Origin of the sequence: Pseudomonas sp. PvP089, assembly GCF_017875165.1 — a bacterium.
In the GTDB taxonomy this organism is placed as follows: domain Bacteria; phylum Pseudomonadota; class Gammaproteobacteria; order Pseudomonadales; family Pseudomonadaceae; genus Aquipseudomonas; species Aquipseudomonas fortuita.
This window is the reverse complement of record NZ_JAGGME010000001.1, coordinates 6,444,873-6,469,291: the sequence shown is the minus strand read 5'-3', so window position 1 is coordinate 6,469,291 and position 24,419 is coordinate 6,444,873. Positions and strand designations below refer to the sequence as shown.

The following is a 24,419-nucleotide window of genomic DNA, read 5'->3' as shown; positions in this document are numbered from 1 at the left end:
GTTCACCATGAAAAAGCTGCTTTCCGCCCTTGCCCTCGCTGCCGTTGTTGCCCCCGTGTGGGCCGCCACCCAGACCGTTACGCTGTCCGTACCGGGCATGACCTGCTCGGCCTGTCCGATCACTGTCAAGAAGGCGATTTCCAAGGTCGATGGCGTCAGTAAAGTTGACGTGACCTTCGAGACGCGCGAAGCGGTGGTCACCTTCGATGATGCCAAGACCAGCGTGCAGAAACTGACCAAGGCTACCGAGGATGCGGGCTACCCATCATCAGTCAAGAACTGATCATGAAAGACCCGAAGACACTGCTGCGGGTCAGCATCATTGGCACAACCCTCGTGGCGCTGTGTTGCTTCACCCCTGTTCTGGTCATTTTGCTCGGTGTGGTCGGCTTGTCCGCGCTGACCGGCTATCTGGACTATGTGCTGCTGCCTGCGCTGGCGATTTTCATCGGCTTGACCATCTACGCCATCCAACGAAAACGCCAAGCCGATGCCTGCTGCACCCCGAAATTCAATGGAGTAAAAAAATGACCGAAATCACCGTGAATGGCATGACCTGCACATCCTGCGCCACCCATGTCAAAGATGCTTTGGAAAAGATTCCCGGCGTGAATGCCGCTGTGGTGTCCTATCCAGAAAGCCGCGCGCAAGTCATGGCAGACACCGCCGTGAGCCACAACCAACTGCTGGCCGCCATCGCCGCATTGGGTTATCAAGGCTCGATCCGGGTTGGTGATTTCAAAGATGAACCAAAAATCCGTGATGCACTTGAGGGCGCCGGTTTGCATATCGCCATCATTGGCAGCGGCGGGGCCGCGATGGCGGCGGCGCTGAAGGCCGTCGAGCAAGGCGCGACGGTCACGCTGATCGAACGCGGCACCATCGGCGGCACCTGCGTCAATATCGGCTGTGTGCCGTCCAAGATCATGATCCGCGCTGCCCATATTGCCCATCTGCGCCGGGAAAGTCCGTTCGACGGCGGTATTGCGGCAACTGTGCCTGCGATTGACCGCAGCAAACTGCTGGCCCAGCAGCAGGCCCGTGTCGATGAACTGCGGCACGCCAAATACGAAGGCATCCTGGACGGCAATCCAGCCATCACCGTTTTGCACGGTGAAGCGCGTTTCAAGGACGACCAGAGCCTGGTCGTCCGTTTGAACGAGGGTGGCGAGCGCGAGGTAACGTTCGACCGCTGCCTGGTCGCCACCGGTGCCAGTCCGGCCGTGCCGCCGATTCCGGGCCTGAAAGAGTCACCCTACTGGACTTCCACCGAAGCGCTTGTCAGCGACACCATTCCCGCACGCCTGGCCGTGATCGGTTCGTCGGTGGTGGCGTTGGAACTGGCGCAAGCCTTTGCCCGGCTCGGCAGCCAGGTCACGATCCTGGCACGCAGCACCTTGTTCTTCCGGGAAGACCCGGCCATCGGCGAGGCCGTGACAGCCGCTTTCCGCGCCGAGGGCATCGAGGTGCTGGAGCACACGCAAGCCAGCCAGGTCGCCCATGTGAACGGCGAATTCGTGCTGACCACCGGACACGGTGAATTGCGCGCTGACAAGTTGCTGGTTGCCACCGGTCGGGCACCGAATACGCGCAGCCTCGCGCTGGACGCGGCGGGGGTCACTGTCAATGCGCAAGGGGCCATCGTTATCGACCAAGGCATGCGCACGAGCAACCCGAACATCTACGCGGCCGGCGACTGCACCGACCAGCCGCAGTTCGTCTACGTGGCAGCGGCCGCCGGCACCCGTGCCGCGATCAACATGACCGGCGGCGACGCAGCCCTCAATCTGACCGCGATGCCGGCAGTGGTGTTCACCGACCCGCAAGTCGCCACCGTGGGCTACAGCGAGGCGGAAGCGCACCACGATGGCATCGAGACCGACAGTCGCACGCTGACACTCGACAACGTTCCGCGAGCGCTTGCCAACTTCGACACACGCGGCTTCATCAAGCTGGTCATCGAGGAAGGTAGCGGACGGCTCATCGGCGTGCAGGCGGTGGCCCCGGAAGCGGGCGAACTGATCCAGACGGCGGTGCTCGCCATCCGCAACCGCATGACGGTGCAGGAACTGGCCGACCAGTTGTTCCCCTACCTGACAATGGTCGAGGGGTTGAAGCTTGCGGCGCAGACCTTCAACAAGGACGTGAAGCAGCTTTCCTGCTGCGCTGGATAAAAAAAGGAGGTTTTCAATGAGCGCCTACACCGTGTCCCGGCTGGCCCTTGATGCCGGGGTGAGCGTGCATATCGTGCGCGACTACCTGCTGCGCGGATTGCTGCGTCCGGTGGCGTGCACCCCGGGCGGCTATGGCCTGTTCGATGATGCCGCCTTGCAACGGCTGTGCTTCGTGCGGGCGGCCTTCGAGGCGGGCATCGGCCTGGACGCGCTGGCGCGGCTGTGCCGGGCGCTGGATGCTGCGGACGGCGATGAAGCGGCCGCGCAGCTTGCCGTTCTGCGCCAGTTCGTCGAGCGTCGGCGCGAAGCGTTGGCCGATCTGGAGGTGCAGTTGGCCACCATGCCGACCGAGCCGGCACAGCACGCGGAGAGTCTGCCATGAACAGCCCCGAGCGCTTGCCGTCCGAGACGCACAAACCGATCACCGGCTACCTGTGGGGCGCGCTGGCCGTGCTCACCTGTCCCTGCCATTTGCCGATTCTCGCCATTGTGCTGGCCGGCACGACGGCCGGCGCGTTCATCGGAGAGTACTGGGGTATCGCAGCCCTCACGCTGACCGGTTTGTTCGTCCTGTCTGTGACACGACTGCTGCGGGCCTTCAAAGATCGATCATGAGCGCTTCCCATTGAGACAAACCACGCTGTCGCTACGTTGCCTCATGCCGGCATCAAATTCGGCTGAGTAGCTTCTCGCCATCTGGACGTAGCTCACCCTTGGGTGAAACATGCCGATACAGGGTCTGCCGCGTGACGCCAAGTTCCTGGCACAGGTCGCCGACCTTGGTCTCTGGCTGACCCATTGCCGCCATCGCCAGCCGCAGCTTGGCGGCGGTCATCTTGAACGGCCGGCCGCCTTTCCGCCCGCGCGCGCGGGCCGAGGCTAGGCCGGCAATCGTGCGCTCCGCGATCAACTCGCGCTCGAACTCGGCCAGGGCGGCGAAGATGCCAAAGACCAGCTTGCCGGCGGCGGTCGTGGTGTCGATGGCCGCGCCGTGCCCGGTTAATACCTTCAAGCCGATGCCGCGCCCAGTCAGGTCGTGCACGGTGTTGATGAGATGTCGCAGGTCGCGTCCGAGCCGATCCAGTTTCCACACGACCAGTGTGTCGCCAGTTCGCAACGCCTTCAGGCAGCTCGTCAAGCCGGGCCGATCCTCGCGCATGCCGGATGCCTGGTCCTCGTAAAGATGTACTGGATCGACCCCGGCGGCAATCAGCGCGTCGCGCTGCAAATCGGTAGCCTGGGAGCCGTCCGCCTTCGATACCCGCATGTAGCCTATCAGCATGTCGTACCTGTCACATATACGTTCGTTTTGTCGAACCATTGCATCGCCCTTTGTGATTGGCGTATAAACACACAAACACCTATTAGCGGAGAACGCTATGAATACCATTCGCTGGAATGTCGCCGTCTCGGCCGACACCGACCAGTCGCTTCGGATGTTTCTGGCCAGCCAGGGCGGCGGCCGTAAGGGCGACCTGTCGCGCTTCATCGAAGAAGCGGTACGGGCACACATCCTGGAGCTGAGCGCTGAGCAGGCCAAGGCCGCTAACGCCCATCTGAGTGAGGCAGAATTGACCAACGCGGTTGACGAAGCGCTCGACTGGGCACGTAAGCGCTGATGCGGGTCGTGTTGGATACCAACATCCTGTTCAGCGCCCTGATCTCGCCACATGGCGCGCCCGATGCGATCTACCGTGCCTGGCGGGCGGCGCGTTTCGAGGTGGTGACCTCGCGGATGCAACTCGATGAAATTCGTCGAGCCAGCCGCTATCCCAAGCTTCAGGCCATCCTACAGCCCGCCAAGGTGGGCGCCATGATCAATAACCTGCAACGGGCTGTGGTACTGGAGCGCCTGACCATCGAGGTCGAAGCCGATGATCCGGATGACTCGTTTTTGCTGGCCATGGCCTTGGCGGGCGATGCGGACTACCTGATAACCGGTGATCGCCGCGCCGGCCTGCTGCAACGCGGGCACATCGAACGCACGCGGATCGTCACGCCCGCCGTGTTCTGCGTCGAGGTGCTGTGATCAATGCCGGTCGGTTTTCTGACTCAAGAGCAACGCGACGGTTTTGGCCGCTATGTTGATTCGCCCAGCCGTGAAGAGCTGGAACGTTACTTCCACCTGAGCGATGAAGACCGTGAAGCCATCCAGGTGCTGCGGGGTAACCATAACCGTCTGGGTTATGCCGTTCTGCTGACCACCGTCCGCTTCGTTGGCGTTCTGCCGGACAAGCCCGCCGCCGTGCCGGTGGAAGTCCTGCAGGTGCTTTGCCGACAACTGGCGATTCCAGACCCCGACTGCCTCCAGCGCTATAGCGATCATCGCCGCTGGATACATGCCACCGATATTCAGAACCGCTTTGGCTATCGTCATTTCACCGATCCGGGCATCGGCTTTCGCTTGAGCCGCTGGCTGTATGCCCTCTGCTGGACGGGCACCGACCGGCCGGGAGTGCTGTTTGAGCGAGCCACCTCGTGGCTGTTCACACAGAAAGTCCTCCTGCCTGGTGTGTCTCAACTAGAGCGCTTTATCGCCCAGTTGCGCAGTCGGGTCGAAGAACGCCTCTGGTTTACGCTGGGCCGCAGCGTGACTGAGGAACAGCGATTGCAACTGCAAGACTTGCTGACGGTGGCCGAAGGCAACCGCAGCTCCCGGCTGGATCAATTGCGCTCCGGCCCGGTCATGGTCAGTGGCCCCGCGTTGATTCGGGCACTGCGCCGGCTCGATGACGTGCGCGGCATCGGCATCACCTTGCCGGCGGCGGCGCACATCCCTCCCAGCCGTATCGCCGCCCTGGCCCGCTTCGCCAACACGGCCAAGGTCACCGCGATTAATCGGCTGCCGGCGTCGCGGCGGATGGCGACACTGGTGGCCTTCGCACTCTGCCTGGAGGCGACTGCGCACGACGACGCACTGGAAGTCCTGGAGGCCTTGCTGCGCGACCTGTTCAGCAACGCGGAGAAGGCCGACAAGAAAGCCCGCATGCGCAGCCTGAAAGACCTGGATCGGTCGGCCGCGACGCTCGCCGCCGCGTGCAAGGTCGTGCTGGACAGCTCGATCAGCGATGACAACGTGCGCGCCCGGCTGTTCAACGACCTGCCGAGGACCACCCTGGAAAAGGCCCTGGAAGAGGTCAACGCGCTGATCCGCCCGGTAGATGACGTCTATTTTCTTGCATTGGAAGCGCGCTACCGCAGCGTGCGCCGCTTCCTGCCCGACCTGCTCAAGCACATCCGCTTCGGCTTCAGCCCGGCCGGCAAGGGCGTGGCGGCTAGTCTGGAGTGGCTGCAACTGAACCTGCCGCGCCGGAAGCCAGAGGATGACGCGCCGCAGGAGATCGTGGCCAAGGCTTGGCAGAAGCACATCACCCGCGAAGATGGCTCCCTCGACATGGGTGCCTATGTGTTCTGCACGCTCGATGCGCTGCGCACGGCCCTGCGCCGCCGCGATGTCTTCGTCTCGCCCAGTTGGCGCTATGCCGACCCGCGCCTTGGCCTGCTCGACGGTGCCGAATGGCTGGCGGCGCGACCGATCATCTGCCGGTCACTGGGCCTGACCATCGACGCCAAAACCACCCTGGACGCCTTGTCCGTCGAGCTGGATGCAACCTGGCTGGCAGTAGCCGCGCGCCTGCCCGACAACCCGGCGATTCAACTGAGCGAGAACACCGAGGGCAAGACCGAACTGTCGCTCGGGGCGCTGGACAAGCTGGACGAGCCCTGCTCGTTGCTGCAACTGCGGGCGGCCGTGTCTGACCTGATGCCGCGTGTCGATCTGCCGGAAATCCTCTTGGAAATCGCCGCCCGCACTGGCTTTTCCGAGGCCTTCACCCATGTCTCCGAACGCAATGCACGCGCCGACAACCTGGTCACCAGCCTCTGCGCGGTGCTGTTGGGCGGGGCCTGCAACACCGGCCTGGAGCCCTTGATCCGCACCGACAACCCGGCGCTGCGCCGTGACCGGCTGTCCTGGGTCAGCCAGAATTATATCCGCGACGACACCCTGTCAGCGGCTAACGCCATCCTGGTCGGAGCGCAAAGCCAACTGGAACTGGCCCAAGTCTGGGGTGGCGGCGAGGTCGCCTCCGCCGATGGCATGCGCTTCGTCGTACCGGTGCGCACCGTGCATGCCGGCCCCAATCCGAAGTATTTCGGCACCGGCCGGGGTGTCACCTGGTACAACCTGATTTCCGACCAATTCTCCGGCCTCAACGCCATCACCGTGCCCGGCACGCTGCGCGACAGCCTGGTGTTGCTGGCGGTCGTGCTGGAACAGCAGACCGAGTTGCAGCCGACGCAAATCATGACCGACACCGGGGCCTACAGCGATGTGGTGTTCGGGCTCTTCCGCCTACTTGGCTACCACTTCAGTCCGCGGCTGGCCGATGTCGGCGGTACCCGCTTCTGGCGCACGCGCCCGGACGCGGACTACGGCAAGCTCAACGGGCTGGCCCGCCAGTCGGTCAAACTCGACCTGATCGCCGAGCACTGGGACGACCTGCTGCGCCTGGCCGGCTCGCTCAAACTCGGCCGGGTGCCGGCGACTGGCATCATGCGCACGCTGCAAACGGGAGATAGACCCACCCGGCTGGCCCAGGCGCTGGCCGAATTCGGGCGGATCGAAAAGACTCTGCACACGTTGACCTATATCGACGACGAGTCCAAGCGCCGCGCCACCCTGACCCAGTTGAACCGAGGCGAAGGCCGGCACAGCCTGGCCCGCGCCGTGTTCCACGGCAAACGCGGCGAGCTCCGCCAGCGCTACCGCGAAGGCCAGGAAGACCAGCTCGGTGCTCTGGGCCTGGTGGTGAACATCATCGTGCTGTGGAACACCCTCTACATGACGGCGGCCGTGGAACGGCTCAAGCAGCACGGCTATCCAGTGCTGGAAGAGGATTTGGCCCGGCTATCGCCGCTGATCTACGAGCACATCAACATGCTCGGGCGGTATTCCTTTGCGGTACCGGAAGAAGTTGCGCGCGGCGAGCTGCGGCCACTGCGTAATCCAGACGACGACCTGTGATCCCCCTAAACGCTATGAGCAACACCCAAGCTGCTGCTGGATCGGCGGGCACTTCACCGAGCCGAACGAACAGAAAACGCAGCAATCCCCTGGGTTGGGGCGCAGCAGCGCCTTGCAGTTGCTGCACTCGTAATAGAACTGGCAGGCGTCCGTGGGCATGGTTTCCGGCTTGGCGAAGCCGCAGCGCGGGCAAGTCAGCACGGACTCAAGGACAATGGCGCTCATCGTGACCTCACTTCTGCACTGTGGAGGGGTATCCCGCGTTCGCGGTCGCCTCAGTCAGTGCCTCGGGCTGGGCCTTATCGGGATCGTAGGTGACGATCGCCGTCTTCTGGTCGAAATTGACCTGGACGTCACTCACGCCGGACACCTTCTCCAGCGACTTCTTGACCGTGATCGGACAGAGTCCGCACGTCATGTTCTGCACGTCGAGCGTGACGGTTTTCGGGGGAGCCGCCAGCGCCACGAAGGGCAAGGCGAAAAGCACGGCGATCAGCAGTTTGCGCATGGTTAATCTCCTTCAGTAGAACAGCGGGGCGAGCCACGGCACGGCCAATAGGCCGAGCAGCAGCACGCTGACGATCCAGAACACGAGTCGCTGTCGCACGAGCGTGCGCGGATCGGCGCAGGGTGTACCTGGCGTACAAACCTGTGGCACCAGGTAGAGCTTGCGGAATGCCAATCCCAGGAACAGTAGAGTCAACCCGATGAAGAGGGGGCGTAGTGGCTCCATCATGGTCAGAGCGCCCACCCACGTACCGCCGACACCGAGTGCCAACAGCACCAGTGGCCCGACACAGCACACCGACGCACCGATGGCGGTCAGCGAACTCGCGACCAGCGAGCCTTTCCCGGTGAGTTGCATCCCCATTCCCATCTCCTGAGCCTGATTGCCTAGGTGCTATTCTAAACTCCGTACCAAAGTACGGAATCAAGGAGAAAGTGATGGCCACAGAGCTGACCATTGGCAAGCTGGCAGACGCCGCCGGGGTGAACGTCGAGACGATCCGCTACTACCAGCGACGCGGGCTGCTGGATGAACCAGCCAAACCCTTGGGTGGCCATCGGCGCTATCCGGTGGACATGGTGAAGCGACTGCGTTTCATCAAGCGGGCTCAGGCGCTGGGTTTCACGCTCTCGGAAGTCGGTGGACTGCTGACGCTGGATGAGTCGTGCGCCTGTGCCGAAACGCGAGCACGGGCTGCACGCAAGCTCGCGTTGATCGAGCAGAAGATGGCCGACTTGGTCGTCATGCAGCAACTGTTAGGCGAACTGGTGCAGCAATGTGATGCGGGAGACGGCGGAACGATCTGCCCGATCATCGAGGCACTGATCAGAGAGTAATGCCTGGCGGGTGAGCTGGAGATCGGAAAGCCCCTTTACGGTGGGATTCAGAGCTTACGTTGGTTTTTGGTTCCATTGCTCCCCAAACCCCAATGCTCTTTTCGAGTGCGGCGATCAGCCTGGACGTCGATGGCTGAGAGATCCCCGGTTCGCGTTCGGGCGAGGAAAGCTTCCGGTACGCGCGATCCGGACAGACAATCTGAGTGCTATTAGAACTGTCGATATGCATTTTCAAAGAACCGCCCAAGTCAAGTTGATTCTGAAAACGGTTCAGATGTGGGTCCGTGCATCGGATGCGTCTGTCTCCCTTCCGGCGCTCGATCTTGCCACTTTTCTGGAGAGAAGTAGCCGCTGCTCGACCTTCTGAATCTCAGACCGTCCACCTGATTTGACAATACGAGCATTCATGCGGAAACGTGAGGTCAATACGAAGTAGGGCGCCGTCCTTGGTCGGCTTTGAACTGCAATGGGCTCCGTCCGCCATAAATAGAAATACTTGCGCTTCCCAGTGGCAAAGGGTCCAGCCAAATTGGGATGGCAGGTACGCGGTCCCGCTCGATGTGCAAAACCTCGTATCTGCTTCTGATACGTTGCCAATGATCAGCCGGTAGGTATCTGATCCGGTTGTGGGGTGGTGCTTAACGCGCTCTGCTGGGATCCCCGGTGTCCGTTCCAAGTGCCCTCGGGCCCACGACGCACACTCAAGTGGATTTCGCAAAATGGGCGCGTGGCATTGCAGGGGATCGGCGCAAGGCGTTGGCGTGCCGACTTTCCTTTGCGCACGCTTCTCAGCACTCAGAACGCCTGGCAAATTTCGTCTTTGTTGTCGTGCGAAGTGGCAGTCCGACTCAGATCGCTGGCCGCCTCCGCAATCGTGTGTGCTGCTCGAAATCGAAGGCCAAGGAGAGAATCTCGCGATCGCTTCCTAAGCTTGTCCCAACGATGTCGACGGCGATTGGTCGGCCGTCGTCGAGGTATCCGGCGGGAACTGTGATTGCAGGAAGCCCCAGTTCGTTGACTTCTGTAGCGACCGACTGGTCGCCCAAGTATTTCGGTGTGTCACCGTCGAGGTCTGGCAGAGGATTTATCGAGCGAGGCATGAAAAGGGCGTCGATACGCTTGTCCTTCAAGATTGTTTGATAGTGCCGGAGAAGGCTCTTGGCTATCTCGATCACCCGATCCATCTCTGCACCGGAAATTGCCACGTTGATTCCGGTGTTGGCCAGCAACCCGTGCAAAGGCGCAGTGGTCCCGAGGCCAATGTCGAATCCGGTTCGAGCCCTGAAAGCGAGGCGTGAGTTCGGGTTGTCTCCACCCAGGGCAGCGAGGTAGGCGTCTACCCCAGCGAGATAACAGTTCGTGTCTACGAAGCTCTTGCGCGACGACCAGCGAGACTTCCAATCGGTATCACCAAAGACCACCGGGACCGTCTCCGCGCCAAGGTCCTCGATGATTCGAATCATTTTCGAGTAGTGCGACTGAACTTCAGGGTGCAAGGCGCCAGCCCATATCCCGGCTTCGAACAGGCCTATGCGCTTGCCCTTAAACGACCCGCGACGAAGCGAGTCGGCACACCTCAACGCGGACACGTCCGTCGATTCATTCGCTATCACATCCAGCGTGATTGCCGCGTCGGTCACAGTACGAGCAATAGGCCCCGCGACGTCGTGATTGGCAAGACCGGGAAAGATGCCTGCCGTCGGCACCAGATTGAAAGACGGCTTCAGGCCCACTAGGCTTTGCGCAGAAGCGGGGAAGAGTATCGACCCGGCTGTATCGGTCCCGATGCCGACCATGCCCATGCCGGTTGCGACCGCAGCCGCACTGCCGGAACTCGATGCGCCCGGAGCGTAACGGCGGTCGTAAGGGTTGAGGGTATCTCCCGCATGACTCGAATCGGCACGCAGGCCATCAAGCCCGAAGTCCGGTAGGTTGCTTTTGCCCAAAATGATGGCGCCTGCCGCCTTCAGCCGGCTCACCAACTCAGCGTCATGCCCGGGCATCAGATCAAGACCGTTGAACGCTCCCAGCTGAGAGTCAACGACTCGGTCCTCAGAGGCGAACCCTGCGTAGCCGGCCGTAGTTCTAACGCCAGCGATGTCCATGTTGTCCTTCAGTACGAGCGGGACACCGTGCAGTGGACCTCGCTGCTTCCCCTCGACGATCTCAGCATCCGCGCGTCGTGCGTCATCGAGAACGTCGGGATTCAGCCAAATGAAGGCATTGAGATACGGCTCCAAGTGATTGATGCGCATCAGGCATGCTGCCGCGAGTTCGCTCGGGAGGAAGGTTCGCTGCGTGAATGCTTCACCGACGTCCGATATCGACAGTTCTTCCACGTCAATGGCGGCAGCACTGCTCAAAAGCGGGGCAGGAATCGTGTACGGAATGAAGTGTCGCATGGTGGTCCTTATCTGGTAGGGAGCGCTGGGGAATTGCCGATCGACGAGCCCGAGCGATCGGCGATCGATCGGATGAGGCAAGCAAGTCTGGTGCCAGCGGGGCCTGTCGCGTTGCAGAGTTTGCGTTCGCTCAGTCGTGGCGGCTCGAGCCTGATGTCGACTTCGATGTGAGCTACGGCGATGAATACGGGCGTGGGGCCTTGACGTACGCCATCGATGAGCCATGTTGCGTATGAAATGAGCGACTCCGACTGATCAGGTCGATGCGTGATGTGACCGGAATGAGTGCACGCCTGTTGCCGCTGACCGAAAACTGACCCAGTAGAGGCTGTTCTGCCGACTGAAAACTGACCCAGGTGTTCAACTGCTTCTGCTCAATTTTTGAGCAGGAGAACACAGGGTGATCAGTATGGAAATGATGGGCAAAATCCGCCGGATGTATTTCCGCGACAAGCTGTCGCTGCATGAGATAGCCAAGCGCACCGGGTTGGCGCGCAACACGATTCGCAAGTGGGTCAGAGCACCTGAGGCCAAGCCGCCGGTCTACCAACGCCGCGCGATCTTCAACAAACTCAGCCCTTTTCACGCCACGCTGGAGCAGGCGCTAAAAGCCGATTCGCTGCGGCCCAAGCAACAGCGGCGCAGTGCCAAGGCGCTGTTGGCGCAAATCAAAGCCGAAGGTTATGACGGTGGCTACAGCCAGCTCACCGCGTTTATCCGTGCCTGGCGAGGGGGACAGGGCAAGGCGTCGCAGGCCTTTGTGCCGCTGACCTTTGCTCTTGGCGAGGCGTTTCAGTTTGACTGGAGCGAGGAAGGCTTGCTGGTCGGCGGCATTTACCGGCGTATGCAGGTGGCACATCTGAAGCTGTGTGCCAGCCGTGCGTTCTGGCTTGTGGCGTATCCGAGCCAGGGCCATGAGATGTTATTTGACGCCCATACACGCTCGTTCGGCTCCTTGGGCGGCGTGCCGCGCCGGGGCATCTACGACAACATGAAGACCGCCGTCGACAAGGTCAATAAGGGCAAAGGCCGGGCGGTGAATGCGCGCTTTGCGGTGATGTGCGCGCATTACCTGTTCGATCCGGACTTCTGCAACGTCGCCGCTGGTTGGGAAAAGGGCATCGTTGAAAAGAACGTGCAAGACAGCCGCAGGCGTATCTGGCTAGACGCCCAGGACTGCCAGTTTCACTCCTTCGAGGAACTCAATGCCTGGCTGGGCCAGCGCTGCCGCGCGCTTTGGAACGAGCTGACGCACCCTCAATACAGCGGGCTGAGTGTGGCCGAAGTGCTGGAGTTGGAGCGCGCTGAACTGATGCCTGTGCCAGCGCCATTCGACGGTTACGTCGAGCGGCCTGCGCGGGTCTCCAGCACCTGCCTGGTCAGCGTCGGGCGCAACCGCTACTCGGTGCCGTGTGAGTACGCGGGTAAGTGGGTCAGCAGCCGTTTGTATCCGACCCGCATCGAGGTGGTGGCCGATGATGCGCTGATAGCCAGCCATGCGCGCTTGCTGGATCGCGACCAGGTCAGCTATGACTGGCAGCACTACCTCCCGCTGATCGAACGCAAGCCCGGTGCGCTGCGCAACGGAGCGCCCTTTGCTGATCTGCCAGCGCCGCTGCGTCAGCTTAAGCACGGTCTGGGGCGTCATGCCGGCGGTGACCGGATCATGGCGCAAGTCCGGGCTGCCGTACCGGTCGCCGGACTCGATGCCGTGCTGGTAGCCGTTGAGCTGGTACTGGAGAGCGGCAGCCTGAGCGCCGAACACATCCTCAATGTCGTGGCACGGCTGACAGCATCCGAACCACCACCCAGCGTCGAAACCCACTTGTCGCTCAAGGAAGCCCCCGTCGCTAACACGGCGCGCTACGACCGCCTGCGTGGCCAGGCCGAGGAGGTCGGTCATGCGTGATTTGATGGCGGAACTCAAGGAGCTGCGCCTGCACGGCATGGCCACGGCCTGGGCGGAGTTAACTGCACAGGGTGAGTCGAACACAGCCTCGTCCAAGTGGCTGCTCGAACACCTGCTGGAACAAGAGCACACAGATCGCGCCATGCGCTCGGTGAGCCACCAGATGAACATGGCCAAGCTGCCGATGCACCGCGATCTGGCCAGCTTCGATTTCAACGCCTCTAGCGCCGACGCACGCCTGATCAGCGAGCTGGCCAGCCTGGCCTTTACCGACACCGCGCAGAACGTGGTGCTGATCGGTGGGCCAGGCACCGGTAAAACCCACCTAGCCACCGCGCTGGCCGTGTCCGGCATCACCCGGCACGGTAAGCGCGTGCGCTTCTACTCCACGGTCGATCTGGTCAATCTGCTGGAGCGCGAAAAACACGACGGCAAAGCCGGGCGGATCGCCCAGGCACTGCTGCGCATGGATCTGGTCATCCTCGACGAACTGGGTTATCTGCCGTTCAGCCAGGCTGGCGGTGCGTTGCTGTTTCACCTGCTGTCCAAGCTGTACGAACACACCAGCGTGGTGATCACCACCAACCTGAGCTTCGCCGAATGGTCGAGCGTGTTCGGCGACGCCAAGATGACCACCGCCCTGCTGGATCGGCTGACCCACCACTGCCACATCGTCGAAACCGGTAACGAGTCCTATCGACTGCAACACAGTAGCTTGGCGGCCCAGGCCAAGATCAAATCACGGGAGCGAAAGCGTAAGGGCGGCCAGGAACCGGAGGACGATGAGCCGTTCTGATTTCATGGCGACGACGGCCTGCTACATGCTGCGTGTGGCAGGTCTTAAACAACTGAACTGGGCTAGCGAAGGAGTGGGGGCAACAGCAGCTGCGCTGGTAGACTTATCCACAGTTGCTGGTAACAAAATCAGCAATCCGCCCTGGGTCAAATTTCAATCGGCAGGGTGGGTCAATTTTCCATCAGCGCCAACACGGTTGACGCCCAAGCGGTTGCTTTCAGAGCACGCCATGCTGCGTCCTGCCCGTGACCAAAGACACAGAGAATACCGAACTCGACCGCGCCTGGCATGCATCCTTGGCTTGCCCACTCCGATCATGGCCTCAGCCCAACCTCATTAGCAGCCAACCTGTGAATCATTTTGCCATCAGATCAGGGCCGCGCGTATCCGCTGCTTCCAGCCAGATACTCTGGCCTGATAGGCATCAGGCGGACCTTCTTTCGGGTGATGCACAGAGTGCAAAGGCTCACAGTACTTCGCCATGGTGCCTGGCCAGCGCAACGAGCCTTTCACTGTCTCCCTCAAGATTCTGTCTATGCATTTTCCTGCCTCAACACCGGCTTTGAAGCCCATGATCCGCGTTGACATGGTCTTCCGGTTGTCTGAGGTATCTATTTCTAGAAGGTAGCGTTGATCGCCGTTTTGTAGTTTGAACCTTGCCAGCAGATAGCAGCGTGATTTTTCGTGATCGATCATGTGGTAGCTGCAACGTGGAACGGGCGGCAGAGGCCTCACCTCCAGTGCTACCAGCGCAACTCCAGACTCTTGGGTGATTTGTTCAAGAATCTCTCGGAGCAGCGAGAAACGATCTGCAAGCCGTTCATGCTCGTCCCCATCACCCTCTCCCTCACCCAATTGTTGGAATTCTCCTGACGCTATGCTGCCCTCGCTCACAGGATCAGCCACACCGAAGAGTTGGCTTTCTCTGCTCGGGCATTGCTCGTCGTCGACCTTCTTGCCATGAGCGTTGGCACGCTCCCCGTTGTAGGCGATCTTGGTGCGCAGCTGAGCATCAAACGTGACTCCCTCAACGGGCAGGTGAATCAACCTCTGCTCCTTGGCAGCAGTCGGCTCTTCGTCAGTATCCACCTCCAACTCCTTGGCTCCCGATGGCACGGATACACAGCCTGTGCTATCTCCCCTGACGGGTAACTTGAGAGCAGGATGGTGGAAAAAAATATCACCGCGATGGCTAAACCGGAGCCCCTGGAGCTTTTCGATCTCCCAGACCAGCAATTCGTTGCTTTCCGGATCAAAGGGGCCTCGCACATCCATGGTGGTACCCACGAGGGAAGGGGGTGCCATGAAGTCGAACTGCCACCTGGCATACGCCGACTCTTGCGGTACCCGCTCTTGCCTTTGATTGAGGCTTTGCCAGATTGACTCGAAGGATCGCTTCACATCCTGATTCAGCAGCAGCCAACTGAAATGGTCTCTGTATCCCTTGATTTTGAGAAGCTGACTTGGCGCACCTGTCTTCGGGGGCGTATGGATATGAACAACATCGCCTTCTCTGTAGAGCGTGAAGACCATGTCCAAGCCATTCGGTGCGAAGGCTGCACGGACGATGAAGGCAGCGTGGAAGAACAGTTTTCGCGCCAGCTCGAATTTCGGCAACCAGACGGTCAGACCATCGACCTCGAACACAAAGCATCGCTGTCCAGATATCTCAGGATTTGCAGCAAGCCTTCTGGCCAGACGTGGGCACTCACCCAACTGCCGTTCCCGCCAGGTATCTATTGCAGGAAGCACCACCGTCTTCTTGAAACCACTGGGACGATAAGGAGCCCCTTCTTCGCCAAGAAACTCGCGACCAACGGCCAAGACACACGACATTTCCGGTGCGAACCGCTGCAGCTGCAGCTGACCGTTACGCTCAAAGAGAGCCGCCAAGCGCCACTCGGCCGCCGAAGTCGGGGCCCTGAAAAAATTTCCAACGGCCAGCAACCTGGATCCGTTCGGGATCTGACGAAATACTGTCCTATTCAATCCAACTTCCTACCAATCGAATGAACTCAGTGGTCAGAGGTGCCATCTTGCTCTTTTCTAACCCACAACGCTTTTCCAGCTCCCAGCGCCTGGACGTTATGCCAGTCTGTACATCCTCCAGCATTGCTGCAGTCAGGCGACGGATCTGATATTCCCCGACAGACTCGGCATAGCGATCCAGGAAAGTGCGGCACAGGGGCAGTTGAGCGAGATGATGCTCGACTGATGCCCGATGGGGTAGCTGCTGCAGGAACCAGTTGCGACTCCTGCGCGGAAGGCTCCGGTCTTCTTCGCTGTCTCTGCCAATTCGGATCAGCAGGCGTACCAGCTTTCTGTCCCGCGCTTGCCAGTCAACATGGCTGTTGTTGCCCTGTCGGCGCGGTCTGGCCTGATTCGCAGCCATCAGCCAGCTTCGGTCATGACGATAGAGCCAGGCGTAACATGCCTCTCCTCCGTTTTGCCTGGCAGCCTTGGCGCCACCGTGATTAGCCAGTGCTTGCAGCCAAACGGCTCGGTATTGCTGCTTTTGTTCAAACTCAGCGGGGAGCAGCTGCACTGGCCGGTCGGAGGCAAGGTCGACCTGGCGAGTCTTCGCCTCGCTGATCAGCTCGCCAGCATGCTGGCCGGGGCGCAGACTGGTCCAGACGATCAGATGCTGCAGCGCACTGAATCCCTTGCGATGCTTCCTGAACATCGCCAACAGCCAGGGCGGAGGGTCCCCGGATGTCAGCAGACCGTTCGCAGCAAGCCAATCCCTGCGATGGGATGCCAGGATCTTCTCCCAGATGACTTCAGCCCTGACCTGACGGCCGCGCCTGGCGCCGCACTCTGTAGCCAGGTACCGGTACAGGTTGGTCCAGCGTCCGTAGCCAGGCGATTGCACCTCTTCGAGCGCCAGCAGCTGCATAGCAGCCTTGGCGAGCCTGATAGCCTCTTCGCCCACGGGACTCACGCGAAGATCAAGGGGCAGAAACAGTGGAGAGGCTGGATGAAACTCGTGCCGCTGCGCTCGACGGAACGGGATAGGTGAGTTCAGGAGCTGACAGCCATGCTCGGGACAGGCATCTATCCCTTGAATCTGCCAGCTACGCCGCCAGTAGGGTTCACCGTAGCGCGCAGCCATATCTTCAAAGCAGATCGGGCAGTAACGCAGCCAATCGGGCCACTTGACCAAGGCCGTCGAGGCCCCAGACAGACCAATCGTCGGCCGGTCGGGAGCAAGCATGGCCTGAAAAAGATCGGTACGTCGCTCCGGCGGAATGAAAGGGGCATAGAGCGGGAACAGCGTGTGATTCAGGATCATGCCTTCCGCATCCAAGCCCGTGTTGTTCGCCAACGCAGTCAGGTGTGTAGGCAGATCGGTAATCGCGGCAACCTTGCTGTCACCGAAAAGCATGTGCAGCAAGGTCTTGTGGTTGCCTATCCCCAGATGTACCCGGCACCGGGCAATACCGCTGTAAAGCAGTTCGTCCGGGTAGAGCCTGGGGAAGTACATTTCAGCTCGCTCTCAGCAGAGGCCGCAGATCGAGGATCAAGCCAGCCTGCTTGAATCTGTCATAGGCCTCGCTTTCAGGCCCATCGGCATAACGTCGGCGCAGATCCTCCTCGGATAGGCACCCCCACTCCGTCCGCTTAACTCTGGAAATGCCGGGCCTCTTGGGAGCGTCCTGCGCGAGGTAGGCCGTGGCCTTGTGAATCAGGGCCGCCAGCGGGATGTCCGGATTCTCCGCCAACAATTCATCGGCCATGGGAATGGCGATGTCCCTCGGGATTTCCATACCTTCGAGCAGGGCGGCCAGCCGCTTTGCCTTGTCATCTGCCGGAGGGGCCGGCGGTTTAGGTTGGGGGACGCTATCCAGAGAGCGAGTCAGGGCCAGCAACCGTCCCTCGATCTCTGGCATCAGCAGGTCGTCATATTTGGCGATCAGCTCGGGCCTACCGCTCCGCAAGGCCGCTAGCATCGGATGGACCGGTTTGAACTCGTCCTCGAAAACCCTGCGCAGCAACAGCGGCTTGATGCACTCGACACCTGTCACTATCGCCCGGATCTGCGCCAGCGCGAACAGCTTGATGATGATGTCCATGACCCCTTGGGTGAGGTCGTACATCGTAGCCTCCAGTTCATCATCCAGCGGCGCCGCATTTCGCAGCCACTGATACTTCCAGAGCCGCTTCAACAGACGCTTCCAATGCTCGTCCCGAGGCAACCTATCCCAGCGGATGCTGCCCAACCCGGAGACCCGCCGAGCAGCCCGGAACGTGCGCTGGAAGAACTTGCTGGCCCGGTGGGTGCCGACCTGAATGATCGGAACACCGATGGTGTTCACCAGCGACACGAAGAAATTGTGCATTTTTTCGGCACCACCGGAGCGTGCCTCGTTGAGGTTCTGAACCTCGTCGATGATCAGCACTCCGAGCGCGTGCAGATTGGCTACCTGGCACATGGATGCCAGCAGACGTTTGGTACCCAGCTTCTTGCGTCCGTGGCTACGGCTGTAGTAGGTACCCAGGATCTTGTCTACTTCGTTGAAGAAGCTCAGGCACAGCTCATCCAAGTCACCGTCAATTGGGCAGTCGACCTTCAGATAGACCAGTTGAGTGATGTTGTAATCAGGGTGATGGAGGGCTTGGGGGTACATGCCCAGAATCCGCTCCAGCGTGCGCGTCTTGCCGCAACCGGAGCAGCCGAACAGCGACAGGCTGTTGGCCGTAGAGGAGACACTCTGGTACACCGCCGCATCCAGATCCTCCTCCTCGACACGGCGATAGCCATTCTGCAGGTGCGCATACCAGGCACCACTGGCCGGATTCCGACCGATGTACCCTTGACGGATCATCAGGCTGATCTTGCTCTCCAGCTCCAAGTGATGGCTCAGCGGCTGGAAGAAGCCGTGCAACAGGCGGGCAATTGCATGTGCCCTGAGCCGACCATCCAGAAGCGCCTCCTGCGGCTCGAAACCGGGAAGCTGCTGCAATAGACCGACCACCTCCTGCAGATCAGGAATCGGAGGCAATGCGCTGATGAGCGGATTGTCCTGATACTCAGGAAGCTGCTGCTCCTGGTAACGCGCCAGGGGAATGACTCCGCGCTGGAATTCTTCAGTCATCCTCTTCCTCCTTGAATATCAGGTCACTGAGATCTGGGAAGGCATAATCTTCCTGCTTCTCGCCTCGCAGTGGGATCACCTCGGCTGGCTTTTTCTGCTGTGATTTCTCCAGTTTGAATGCTGTTTTCTGGCGTTCCTGGCGCTTTTCCTGCTGCTTGTTCTCGCGGATCTGGGTTCCCAGATCCTTCGTGGTCATACCCGTTTTGACCGGACTGGCATCCTCTGCCTGGGCAACGATGGACTCGATCTGCTTCAGAAGATTGCCTCTCTCTACCAAAGCTTCCGCCGCCGCGTTGGTATCGCTACGCCGTTCCTCTTTGGACAGCATCCAGACATCCCAGAAGGTCATCCCCCTGAAGCGTCGACTGCGGTCGGCAAGATCGCAAACCCAGTAGTCCTTGAGACTATTGGATGGCCGCAGGTAGATGTGGTCGGCGCTACGCGGATCGTATGCGACCGTTACCCCTGTCGGCCGGCGCCCCTGACCTCGGTGAAACCAACCCTCCCTGATTGCTTCCTGGCAGGTGTAGAAGCAGCCGAACAGCCTGATTCCCAGCTCCGAAACCGTGGCCGACTCATGGGGCAAAAGATTGATCCGTACCAGCTCCTCGGGCGCAGTACGTAACCGGCCGGTCAGGTTGGCCAAGCCCCAGTTCCATAGCATGACTGGGATGGCTGGCAGATCGCCCGGCATACCAGAGGTCCTGTCGTATTTGCTCAAGGTGTGAAAGTTGTTGTGGTAGAGGATGCCGGCAATGATGATCTGGGTGAACTCGGGCAAGGTCAGACTGGCATCAAGCCTGTAGTCGTGGCCACCCCGCTTCCGGCTGGTGGTGTGCTCGACCACACCGCTGGCATAGGGCTTGAAACGCTCCTGCACCGTCCGGAAATAACGTTCGACGATCCCCTTGGCATCTCCTCGCCTGGCCGGTGCATTCTCGATGCGAACGCCGAAGGCTTGGGAAAATGCTTCCACCTTGGTGCCATTCAGTTCGCCCTTATCGGCCAGCACCACATCCGGCAAGCCTTTGACCGGCCAGTCGCTGGCATCGATCTCCACGCCATACTGGCGGCAATACTCAACCTTGTCGGCGACCGTGTTGGCCAATGCCACCATGGCACTGACCCAGGAAGGCCCCTCGAATCCGACGTACATACCAACGACCATGCGGCTGAACACGTCGATTACCATGTAAACGACAGGTCTGCCGACGATAAGGCTGCGATCATGTTCTGAAACCAGATAGATATCGGCGATGGTGGCATCGATCTGGTAGCGGTATCCGGGCCCCAGTGCCTCGGTCGTCGAAGTACTGCTGAGCGGTCGAAAGTCCTTGGCAAAATCCACTGCGGACACCCTGCATGGCAAGGTGTCGGTGAAGTGATATTCGCGCCCATAGAAGTAACGGAACTGCCCCAATGTAGGCAGTTCGGAGGTCGGCAGCTCCGGCAGAACAGCACGGAGCAAGTTCAGCCCGGAGGCGTAGGCATCAGGAATGGACGGATGCTTTTCCTTGAGCAAGCGTTCCTCGATGACCCGGCGAAAAATGCGCTCGATGTCCGGCGTGACATTGCTCCCTTTCCCCTCCATCACCACTCTGGGCCTGCCCAGCTTGGCCTGGTTCGGCTTTCTGCGCTTGCCACGGGCGCCCGAGTTGACATAGTCCGGCAAGAGAGCATTCCTGCACATGCCTCGCTGCCAGTAGCGCCTCAGTAACCTATACACCGTCTGATTAGTGACACCATGGCGCTCCATGATGCCTCTGACAATGAGCCCTCTGGGGCGCCGCACGAAAAGCTGGGGATCGTGCACAAAATCCGCCAGCATTGCCCAAGCTTCATCACGCTTCTGCTGATCAAGAGAACCTTCCTCAACCTCCCGTAGGACTATCTCCTCGAAGGGATCGGCAATGCTCTCCAGCTCCCGCTCCATGAGCAGACGCTCTAGCTCTGCAACCGATATCGGTTCGGGCAACGCCGTGTCCGAATCGATATCAATCCAGATGGCCTGCTCGGTGCCGGACCACAGCAGGCGCTTTCGCAGTTCCCCTATCCGGAACACCTGATTAACGGGAAACACTGCTCAGCTCCTGATGCATTTGATGAGCGTTGGCAACCAGGTCTTTCGGCTTCAGCTCCCGGTAAGGAGTGTCAAGATCGAACAGGAAACAGTGCCGGGCCAGCAACTGGCGTAGCCAATAGAGCGCCTGACCGGCCTCCAGCTGGCCGGAGGTATCCAGTCCTTGGGCAATAGCGGTCAGCTTGCGATCTGGGTGACGCTGAAACTCGAGCAGAAACAACTGCTGGTAATGCTCGAGATCGTCCTGAGCGATGTCGTCTTCAGCATTGGCAGGATAGAGCCATTGGATATTGGCAAATGCCACCTTGGATACCTCACGCTCCGTGACGATGACCCAGGGAATACCTTTTTCCTGCCAGTAGCGCCTTTCAAGCTCAAGCCTCTCGATGACTTCAGGCTTCTGCAGGTCGGCACTGTACTTGGCCTGAATTGCGAGGGACGGGCGCTGAGGCTCTTCGAAATCCACCAAGAAGTCGCTGGTCAGTACCTGCGGGATGCCCTTGTAACGCCCGTGGGGCAGGCCAAGCTCCTCGGCGATGCGCACCGTATCTTCGACCCTCATCGGAAACTGTTCACGGATATCGGTGACATGAGGAGACCGATCCAAGGTCAGGAAGATGGCCAGTTCAAGATCGGATAGAAGATGGTGTAAACGCCGAGTCTTGCTGCCAGGCAGGCGGTGGGAGCGACCCAGCGAGGACACGTCCCTGGTGTAGATGAACGGCTTGTAGTCTGATCCCTGGCCTTGGCCACGCCCGTCCTTGAGCCTTCTATCGATCTGGGCCTGGGTCAGCCCCTTGAATGTTCCAGACATGAGAAAGCCTGCCCCCCGCTGTGTCGATGACATCAACATAGCGGATGCAGGCTCAGGATGAAACTTTATTTATAAGGATGAAACTTTATTTGTACGGATGAACCTTTATTTGCATCCCACACTTTTTACCGGTCATGACAGCCTCTTACTCAACAGTCACCGACTTGGCCAGGTTACGCGGCTGATCCACGTCGGTGCCTTTGAGCACGGCCACGTAGTACGACAGCAGTTGCAGTGGAATGGTGTACAGGATCGGCGCCAGCGCATCGGCGATGTGCGGCACCTTGATCACGTGAGTGCCTTCACCATTGGTCATGCCAGCGTGCTCGTCGGCGAACACTACCAACTCGCCACCACGGGCACGCACTTCCTGCAGGTTGGACTTCAGCTTCTCCAGCAGTTCGTTGTTCGGGGCAACGGTAACCACCGGCATGTCGTTATCCACCAATGCCAACGGGCCGTGCTTCAACTCGCCTGCCGGGTACGCTTCAGCGTGGATGTAGGAGATTTCCTTGAGCTTGAGCGCACCTTCCATCGCCACCGGGTACTGTGCACCCCGGCCGAGGAATAAGGTGTGGTGCTTGTCGGCGAACAGCTCGGCGATTTTCTCGACAGTAGCGTCCATGGCCAGGGCTTCACCCAGGCGGGTCGGCAGGCGACGCAGCTCTTCAACCAGCTCGGCTTCGACGCCCTCTTCCAGAGTACCGCGCACTTGGCCCAGGGCCAGGGTCAGCAGCATCAGCGACACCAGCTGAGTGGTGAAGGCTTTGGTCGAGGCCACACCGATTTCCGGGCCGGCCAAGGTCAGCAGAGTCAGGTCCGACTCACGCACCAGCGAGCTGATGCCCACGTTGCAGATTGCCAGGCTGCCGAGGAAGCCCAGCTCCTTGGCGTTACGCAGCGCGGCCAGGGTGTCAGCAGTTTCGCCCGACTGCGAGATGGAGACGAACAGGGTATCCGGCTGCACCACGACCTTGCGGTAACGGAATTCGCTGGCCACTTCCACCTGACACGGGATGCCAGCCAGGCTTTCCAGCCAGTAACGGGCAACCATACCGGCGTGGTAGCTGGTACCACAGGCAACGATCTGCACGTTGCGCACTTTGGCGAACAGTTCGGCGGCCTGCGGGCCGAAGGCCTGTACCAACACGTTGTCCTTGCCCAGGCGGCCTTCCAGGGTGCGCTGGACCACGCTTGGCTGCTCGTGGATTTCCTTGAGCATGAAGTGGCGATAGTTGCCCTTGTCGGCAGCTTCAGCACCTTCATGGTACTGCACGGTTTCGCGTTGAACCTTGTTGCCTTGCTGGTCCCAGATGGTGACCTGGTCACGACGGATTTCAGCGATATCGCCTTCCTCCAGGTACATGAAGCGGTCGGTGACTTGGCGCAGCGCCAGCTGGTCGGAGGCCAGGAAGTTCTCGCCCAGGCCCAGGCCGATGACCAGCGGGCTGCCGCTGCGTGCAGCTACCAGGCGGTCAGGCTGCCCGGCGCTGATCAGTGCCAAGCCATAGGCGCCATGCAGGCGTTTCACCGCGGCTTTCAGGGCATCGGCCAGGTCCGGGATGCTCTTCAGGGTGTGGTGGATCAGGTGGACGATGACCTCGGTGTCAGTCTGCGAACTGAAGACGTAGCCCAGGCCTTTCAGCTCTTCGCGCAGCTCTTCGTGGTTTTCGATGATGCCGTTGTGCACCACAGCCACTTCATCGCCCGAGAAGTGCGGGTGGGCGTTGCCTTCGGTCGGCGCACCGTGGGTCGCCCAACGGGTGTGGGCAATACCCAGCTGACCTACCAGCGGGTCAGCGGCGACAGCAGCTTGCAACTCGCTCACCTTGCCGATACGGCGACGGCGCTCAAGTTCACCCGCCTGGGTCAGAACGGCCAGGCCGGCGCTGTCGTAACCACGGTACTCAAGACGCTTGAGGCCCTCGATCAGGATGGCTGTGATATTGCGCTCGGCGACAGCACCAACGATTCCACACATGTTTTATTTCTCCTGGCTGATCGCGGCGCAGATCAGGTTGATGCCGCGAGCTTGAATTTGTTCGCGTGCCGCTGCGGGCAGGCGTTCGTCTGTAATAAGGGTGTGCACGCTGCCCCAGGGCAGCTCAAGGTTGGGGATCTTGCGCCCCACCTTGTCCGACTCGACCATCACGATCACTTCACGGGCGACTTCGGCCATGACGCGGCTAAGCCCGAGCAGCTCGTTGAAGGTGGTGGTACCCCGGCCCAGGTCGATGCCGTCGGCGCCGATGAACAGCTGATCAAAATCGTAAGAGCGTAATACCTGCTCGGCCACCTGGCCCTGGAACGACTCGGAATGGGGGTCCCAGGTGCCACCGGTCATCAGCAGCACCGGCTCGTGTTCGAGGTCGCAAATGGCTCGGGCCACGTTCAGCGAATTGGTCATCACCACCAGGCCGGGCTGGCGCCCCAGTTCGGGGATCATGGCTGCCGTGGTGCTGCCGCTGTCGATGATGATGCGCGCATGTTCGCGGATACGCCCGACGGCGGCACGCGCAATGGCCTTCTTGTAGGAAGACACAGGCTGGGCCGGCTCACCGAGCAGTTCTTGCGGCACCGGTACCGCACCGCCATAGCGCCGCAGCAACAGGCCATTGGTTTCGAGGGCAGCGAGGTCTTTGCGAATGGTCACTTCCGAAGTTTCGAAACGCTTGGCCAAGGCGTCCACGCTCACCTCACCCTGTTCGCTGAGCAAAGCCAGGATATTGTGCCGCCGCTGTGGTGTGTTTCGTTTCGACATGAGCGCTTAAGTTTCGT

Annotated in this window: 23 protein-coding genes; 11 read left to right on the top strand and 12 right to left on the bottom strand. The window is 60.5% G+C overall.

Annotation, left to right across the window (positions count from 1 at the left end):
- The first annotated feature begins 7 nt into the window (after positions 1-7).
- Genes merP (J3A71_RS29480) through merE form a run of 5 tightly spaced genes read left to right on the top strand, consistent with a single transcriptional unit; the run spans position 8 to position 2,789 of the window.
- Positions 8-283, top strand: coding sequence for a mercury resistance system periplasmic binding protein MerP (gene merP, locus J3A71_RS29480; protein ID WP_000735441.1), 276 nt, complete (start codon positions 8-10; stop codon positions 281-283).
- 2 nt (positions 284-285) lie between these two features.
- On the top strand, positions 286-531 hold the full coding sequence (merF, locus tag J3A71_RS29475) for a mercury resistance system transport protein MerF (RefSeq protein WP_000654684.1): 246 nt from the start codon (positions 286-288) through the stop codon (positions 529-531).
- Positions 528-2,174, top strand: coding sequence for a mercury(II) reductase (gene merA / locus J3A71_RS29470; RefSeq protein WP_000136268.1), 1,647 nt, complete (start codon positions 528-530; stop codon positions 2,172-2,174). Before merF ends, merA begins: the two co-directional genes overlap by 4 nt.
- A gap of 16 nt (positions 2,175-2,190) precedes the next feature.
- Complete coding sequence (gene merD, locus J3A71_RS29465) at positions 2,191-2,556, top strand: mercury resistance co-regulator MerD (protein ID WP_003465059.1); 366 nt, start codon at positions 2,191-2,193, stop codon at positions 2,554-2,556.
- On the top strand, positions 2,553-2,789 hold the full coding sequence (gene merE, locus J3A71_RS29460) for a broad-spectrum mercury transporter MerE (protein ID WP_001087809.1): 237 nt from the start codon (positions 2,553-2,555) through the stop codon (positions 2,787-2,789). Before merD ends, merE begins: the two co-directional genes overlap by 4 nt.
- 52 nt (positions 2,790-2,841) lie before the next feature.
- Here the strand turns inward: merE and J3A71_RS29455 are convergent, their stop codons facing one another.
- Positions 2,842-3,456, bottom strand: a complete 615-nt coding sequence (locus J3A71_RS29455; protein ID WP_000904941.1) for a recombinase family protein — start codon at positions 3,454-3,456, stop codon at positions 2,842-2,844.
- A 97-nt stretch (positions 3,457-3,553) separates the two neighbouring features.
- Here J3A71_RS29455 and J3A71_RS29450 point away from each other — a divergent pair, with 97 nt between their 5' ends.
- From J3A71_RS29450 to J3A71_RS29440, 3 genes are read left to right on the top strand one after another with little or no spacing between them, the layout of a single operon-like run.
- Positions 3,554-3,793: a ribbon-helix-helix domain-containing protein gene (locus J3A71_RS29450; protein ID WP_003089107.1), complete on the top strand. Its 240-nt coding sequence runs from the start codon at positions 3,554-3,556 to the stop codon at positions 3,791-3,793.
- Positions 3,793-4,203, top strand: coding sequence for a putative toxin-antitoxin system toxin component, PIN family (locus J3A71_RS29445; protein ID WP_003463562.1), 411 nt, complete (start codon positions 3,793-3,795; stop codon positions 4,201-4,203). The genes J3A71_RS29450 and J3A71_RS29445 overlap by 1 nt, the downstream gene beginning before the upstream one ends.
- Before the next feature lie 3 nt (positions 4,204-4,206).
- The gene (locus J3A71_RS29440) at positions 4,207-7,200 is read left to right on the top strand and encodes a Tn3 family transposase (RefSeq protein WP_003299771.1); all 2,994 of its coding nucleotides are present in this window, start codon (positions 4,207-4,209) and stop codon (positions 7,198-7,200) included.
- Between the two features lie 12 nt (positions 7,201-7,212).
- On the opposite strand, the gene J3A71_RS29435 is transcribed toward J3A71_RS29440, so the two are convergent.
- Genes J3A71_RS29435 through J3A71_RS29425 form a run of 3 tightly spaced genes read right to left on the bottom strand, consistent with a single transcriptional unit; the run spans position 7,213 to position 8,071 of the window.
- Complete coding sequence (locus tag J3A71_RS29435) at positions 7,213-7,425, bottom strand: GDCCVxC domain-containing (seleno)protein (RefSeq protein ID WP_003089113.1); 213 nt, start codon at positions 7,423-7,425, stop codon at positions 7,213-7,215.
- Between the two features lie 7 nt (positions 7,426-7,432).
- Positions 7,433-7,708 (bottom strand): mercury resistance system periplasmic binding protein MerP, encoded by a 276-nt coding sequence (gene merP, locus J3A71_RS29430; protein WP_209953601.1) that lies wholly within the window; start codon positions 7,706-7,708, stop codon positions 7,433-7,435.
- A gap of 12 nt (positions 7,709-7,720) precedes the next feature.
- A complete protein-coding gene (locus J3A71_RS29425) occupies positions 7,721-8,071 on the bottom strand; it encodes a mercuric transporter MerT family protein (protein ID WP_003089115.1) in 351 nt (116 codons plus the stop codon).
- Between the two features lie 74 nt (positions 8,072-8,145).
- Here J3A71_RS29425 and merR point away from each other — a divergent pair, with 74 nt between their 5' ends.
- Entirely contained in the window at positions 8,146-8,544 is a 399-nt protein-coding gene (merR, locus tag J3A71_RS29420; protein WP_003089120.1) for an Hg(II)-responsive transcriptional regulator, read from the top strand.
- Between the two features lie 848 nt (positions 8,545-9,392).
- Here the strand turns inward: merR and J3A71_RS29415 are convergent.
- Positions 9,393-10,946, bottom strand: coding sequence for an amidase (locus J3A71_RS29415; RefSeq protein WP_209953599.1), 1,554 nt, complete (start codon positions 10,944-10,946; stop codon positions 9,393-9,395).
- Positions 10,947-11,355: 409 nt separating this feature from the next.
- On the opposite strand from J3A71_RS29415, the gene istA reads away from it, so the two are divergent.
- A complete protein-coding gene (gene istA / locus J3A71_RS29410) occupies positions 11,356-12,855 on the top strand; it encodes an IS21-like element ISPst3 family transposase (RefSeq protein ID WP_209953662.1) in 1,500 nt (499 codons plus the stop codon).
- A complete protein-coding gene (istB, locus tag J3A71_RS29405) occupies positions 12,848-13,651 on the top strand; it encodes an IS21-like element ISPst3 family helper ATPase IstB (RefSeq protein WP_011911830.1) in 804 nt (267 codons plus the stop codon). The genes istA and istB overlap by 8 nt, the downstream gene beginning before the upstream one ends.
- Before the next feature lie 366 nt (positions 13,652-14,017).
- Here istB and J3A71_RS29400 read toward each other — a convergent pair whose 3' ends face one another.
- The 7 genes from J3A71_RS29400 to J3A71_RS29370 all read right to left on the bottom strand — a co-directional run bounded on the left by J3A71_RS29400 (position 14,018) and on the right by J3A71_RS29370 (position 24,402).
- Positions 14,018-15,640 (bottom strand): Tn7-like element transposition protein TnsE, encoded by a 1,623-nt coding sequence (locus J3A71_RS29400; RefSeq protein ID WP_094988472.1) that lies wholly within the window; start codon positions 15,638-15,640, stop codon positions 14,018-14,020.
- Positions 15,633-17,135, bottom strand: coding sequence for a TnsD family Tn7-like transposition protein (locus tag J3A71_RS29395; protein WP_182337210.1), 1,503 nt, complete (start codon positions 17,133-17,135; stop codon positions 15,633-15,635). Before J3A71_RS29395 ends, J3A71_RS29400 begins: the two co-directional genes overlap by 8 nt.
- A 1-nt stretch (position 17,136) precedes the next feature.
- Positions 17,137-18,747: an ATP-binding protein gene (locus tag J3A71_RS29390; protein WP_013984537.1), complete on the bottom strand. Its 1,611-nt coding sequence runs from the start codon at positions 18,745-18,747 to the stop codon at positions 17,137-17,139.
- Positions 18,740-20,800 (bottom strand): Mu transposase C-terminal domain-containing protein, encoded by a 2,061-nt coding sequence (locus J3A71_RS29385; protein ID WP_182337211.1) that lies wholly within the window; start codon positions 20,798-20,800, stop codon positions 18,740-18,742. Before J3A71_RS29385 ends, J3A71_RS29390 begins: the two co-directional genes overlap by 8 nt.
- Before the next feature lie 13 nt (positions 20,801-20,813).
- A complete protein-coding gene (locus J3A71_RS29380) occupies positions 20,814-21,641 on the bottom strand; it encodes a heteromeric transposase endonuclease subunit TnsA (RefSeq protein ID WP_023102031.1) in 828 nt (275 codons plus the stop codon).
- Positions 21,642-21,786: 145 nt separating this feature from the next.
- Positions 21,787-23,622, bottom strand: coding sequence for a glutamine--fructose-6-phosphate transaminase (isomerizing) (gene glmS / locus J3A71_RS29375; protein ID WP_023048578.1), 1,836 nt, complete (start codon positions 23,620-23,622; stop codon positions 21,787-21,789).
- A gap of 3 nt (positions 23,623-23,625) precedes the next feature.
- The gene (locus J3A71_RS29370) at positions 23,626-24,402 is read right to left on the bottom strand and encodes a DeoR family transcriptional regulator (protein ID WP_016489907.1); all 777 of its coding nucleotides are present in this window, start codon (positions 24,400-24,402) and stop codon (positions 23,626-23,628) included.
- Positions 24,403-24,419: the final 17 nt, after the last annotated feature.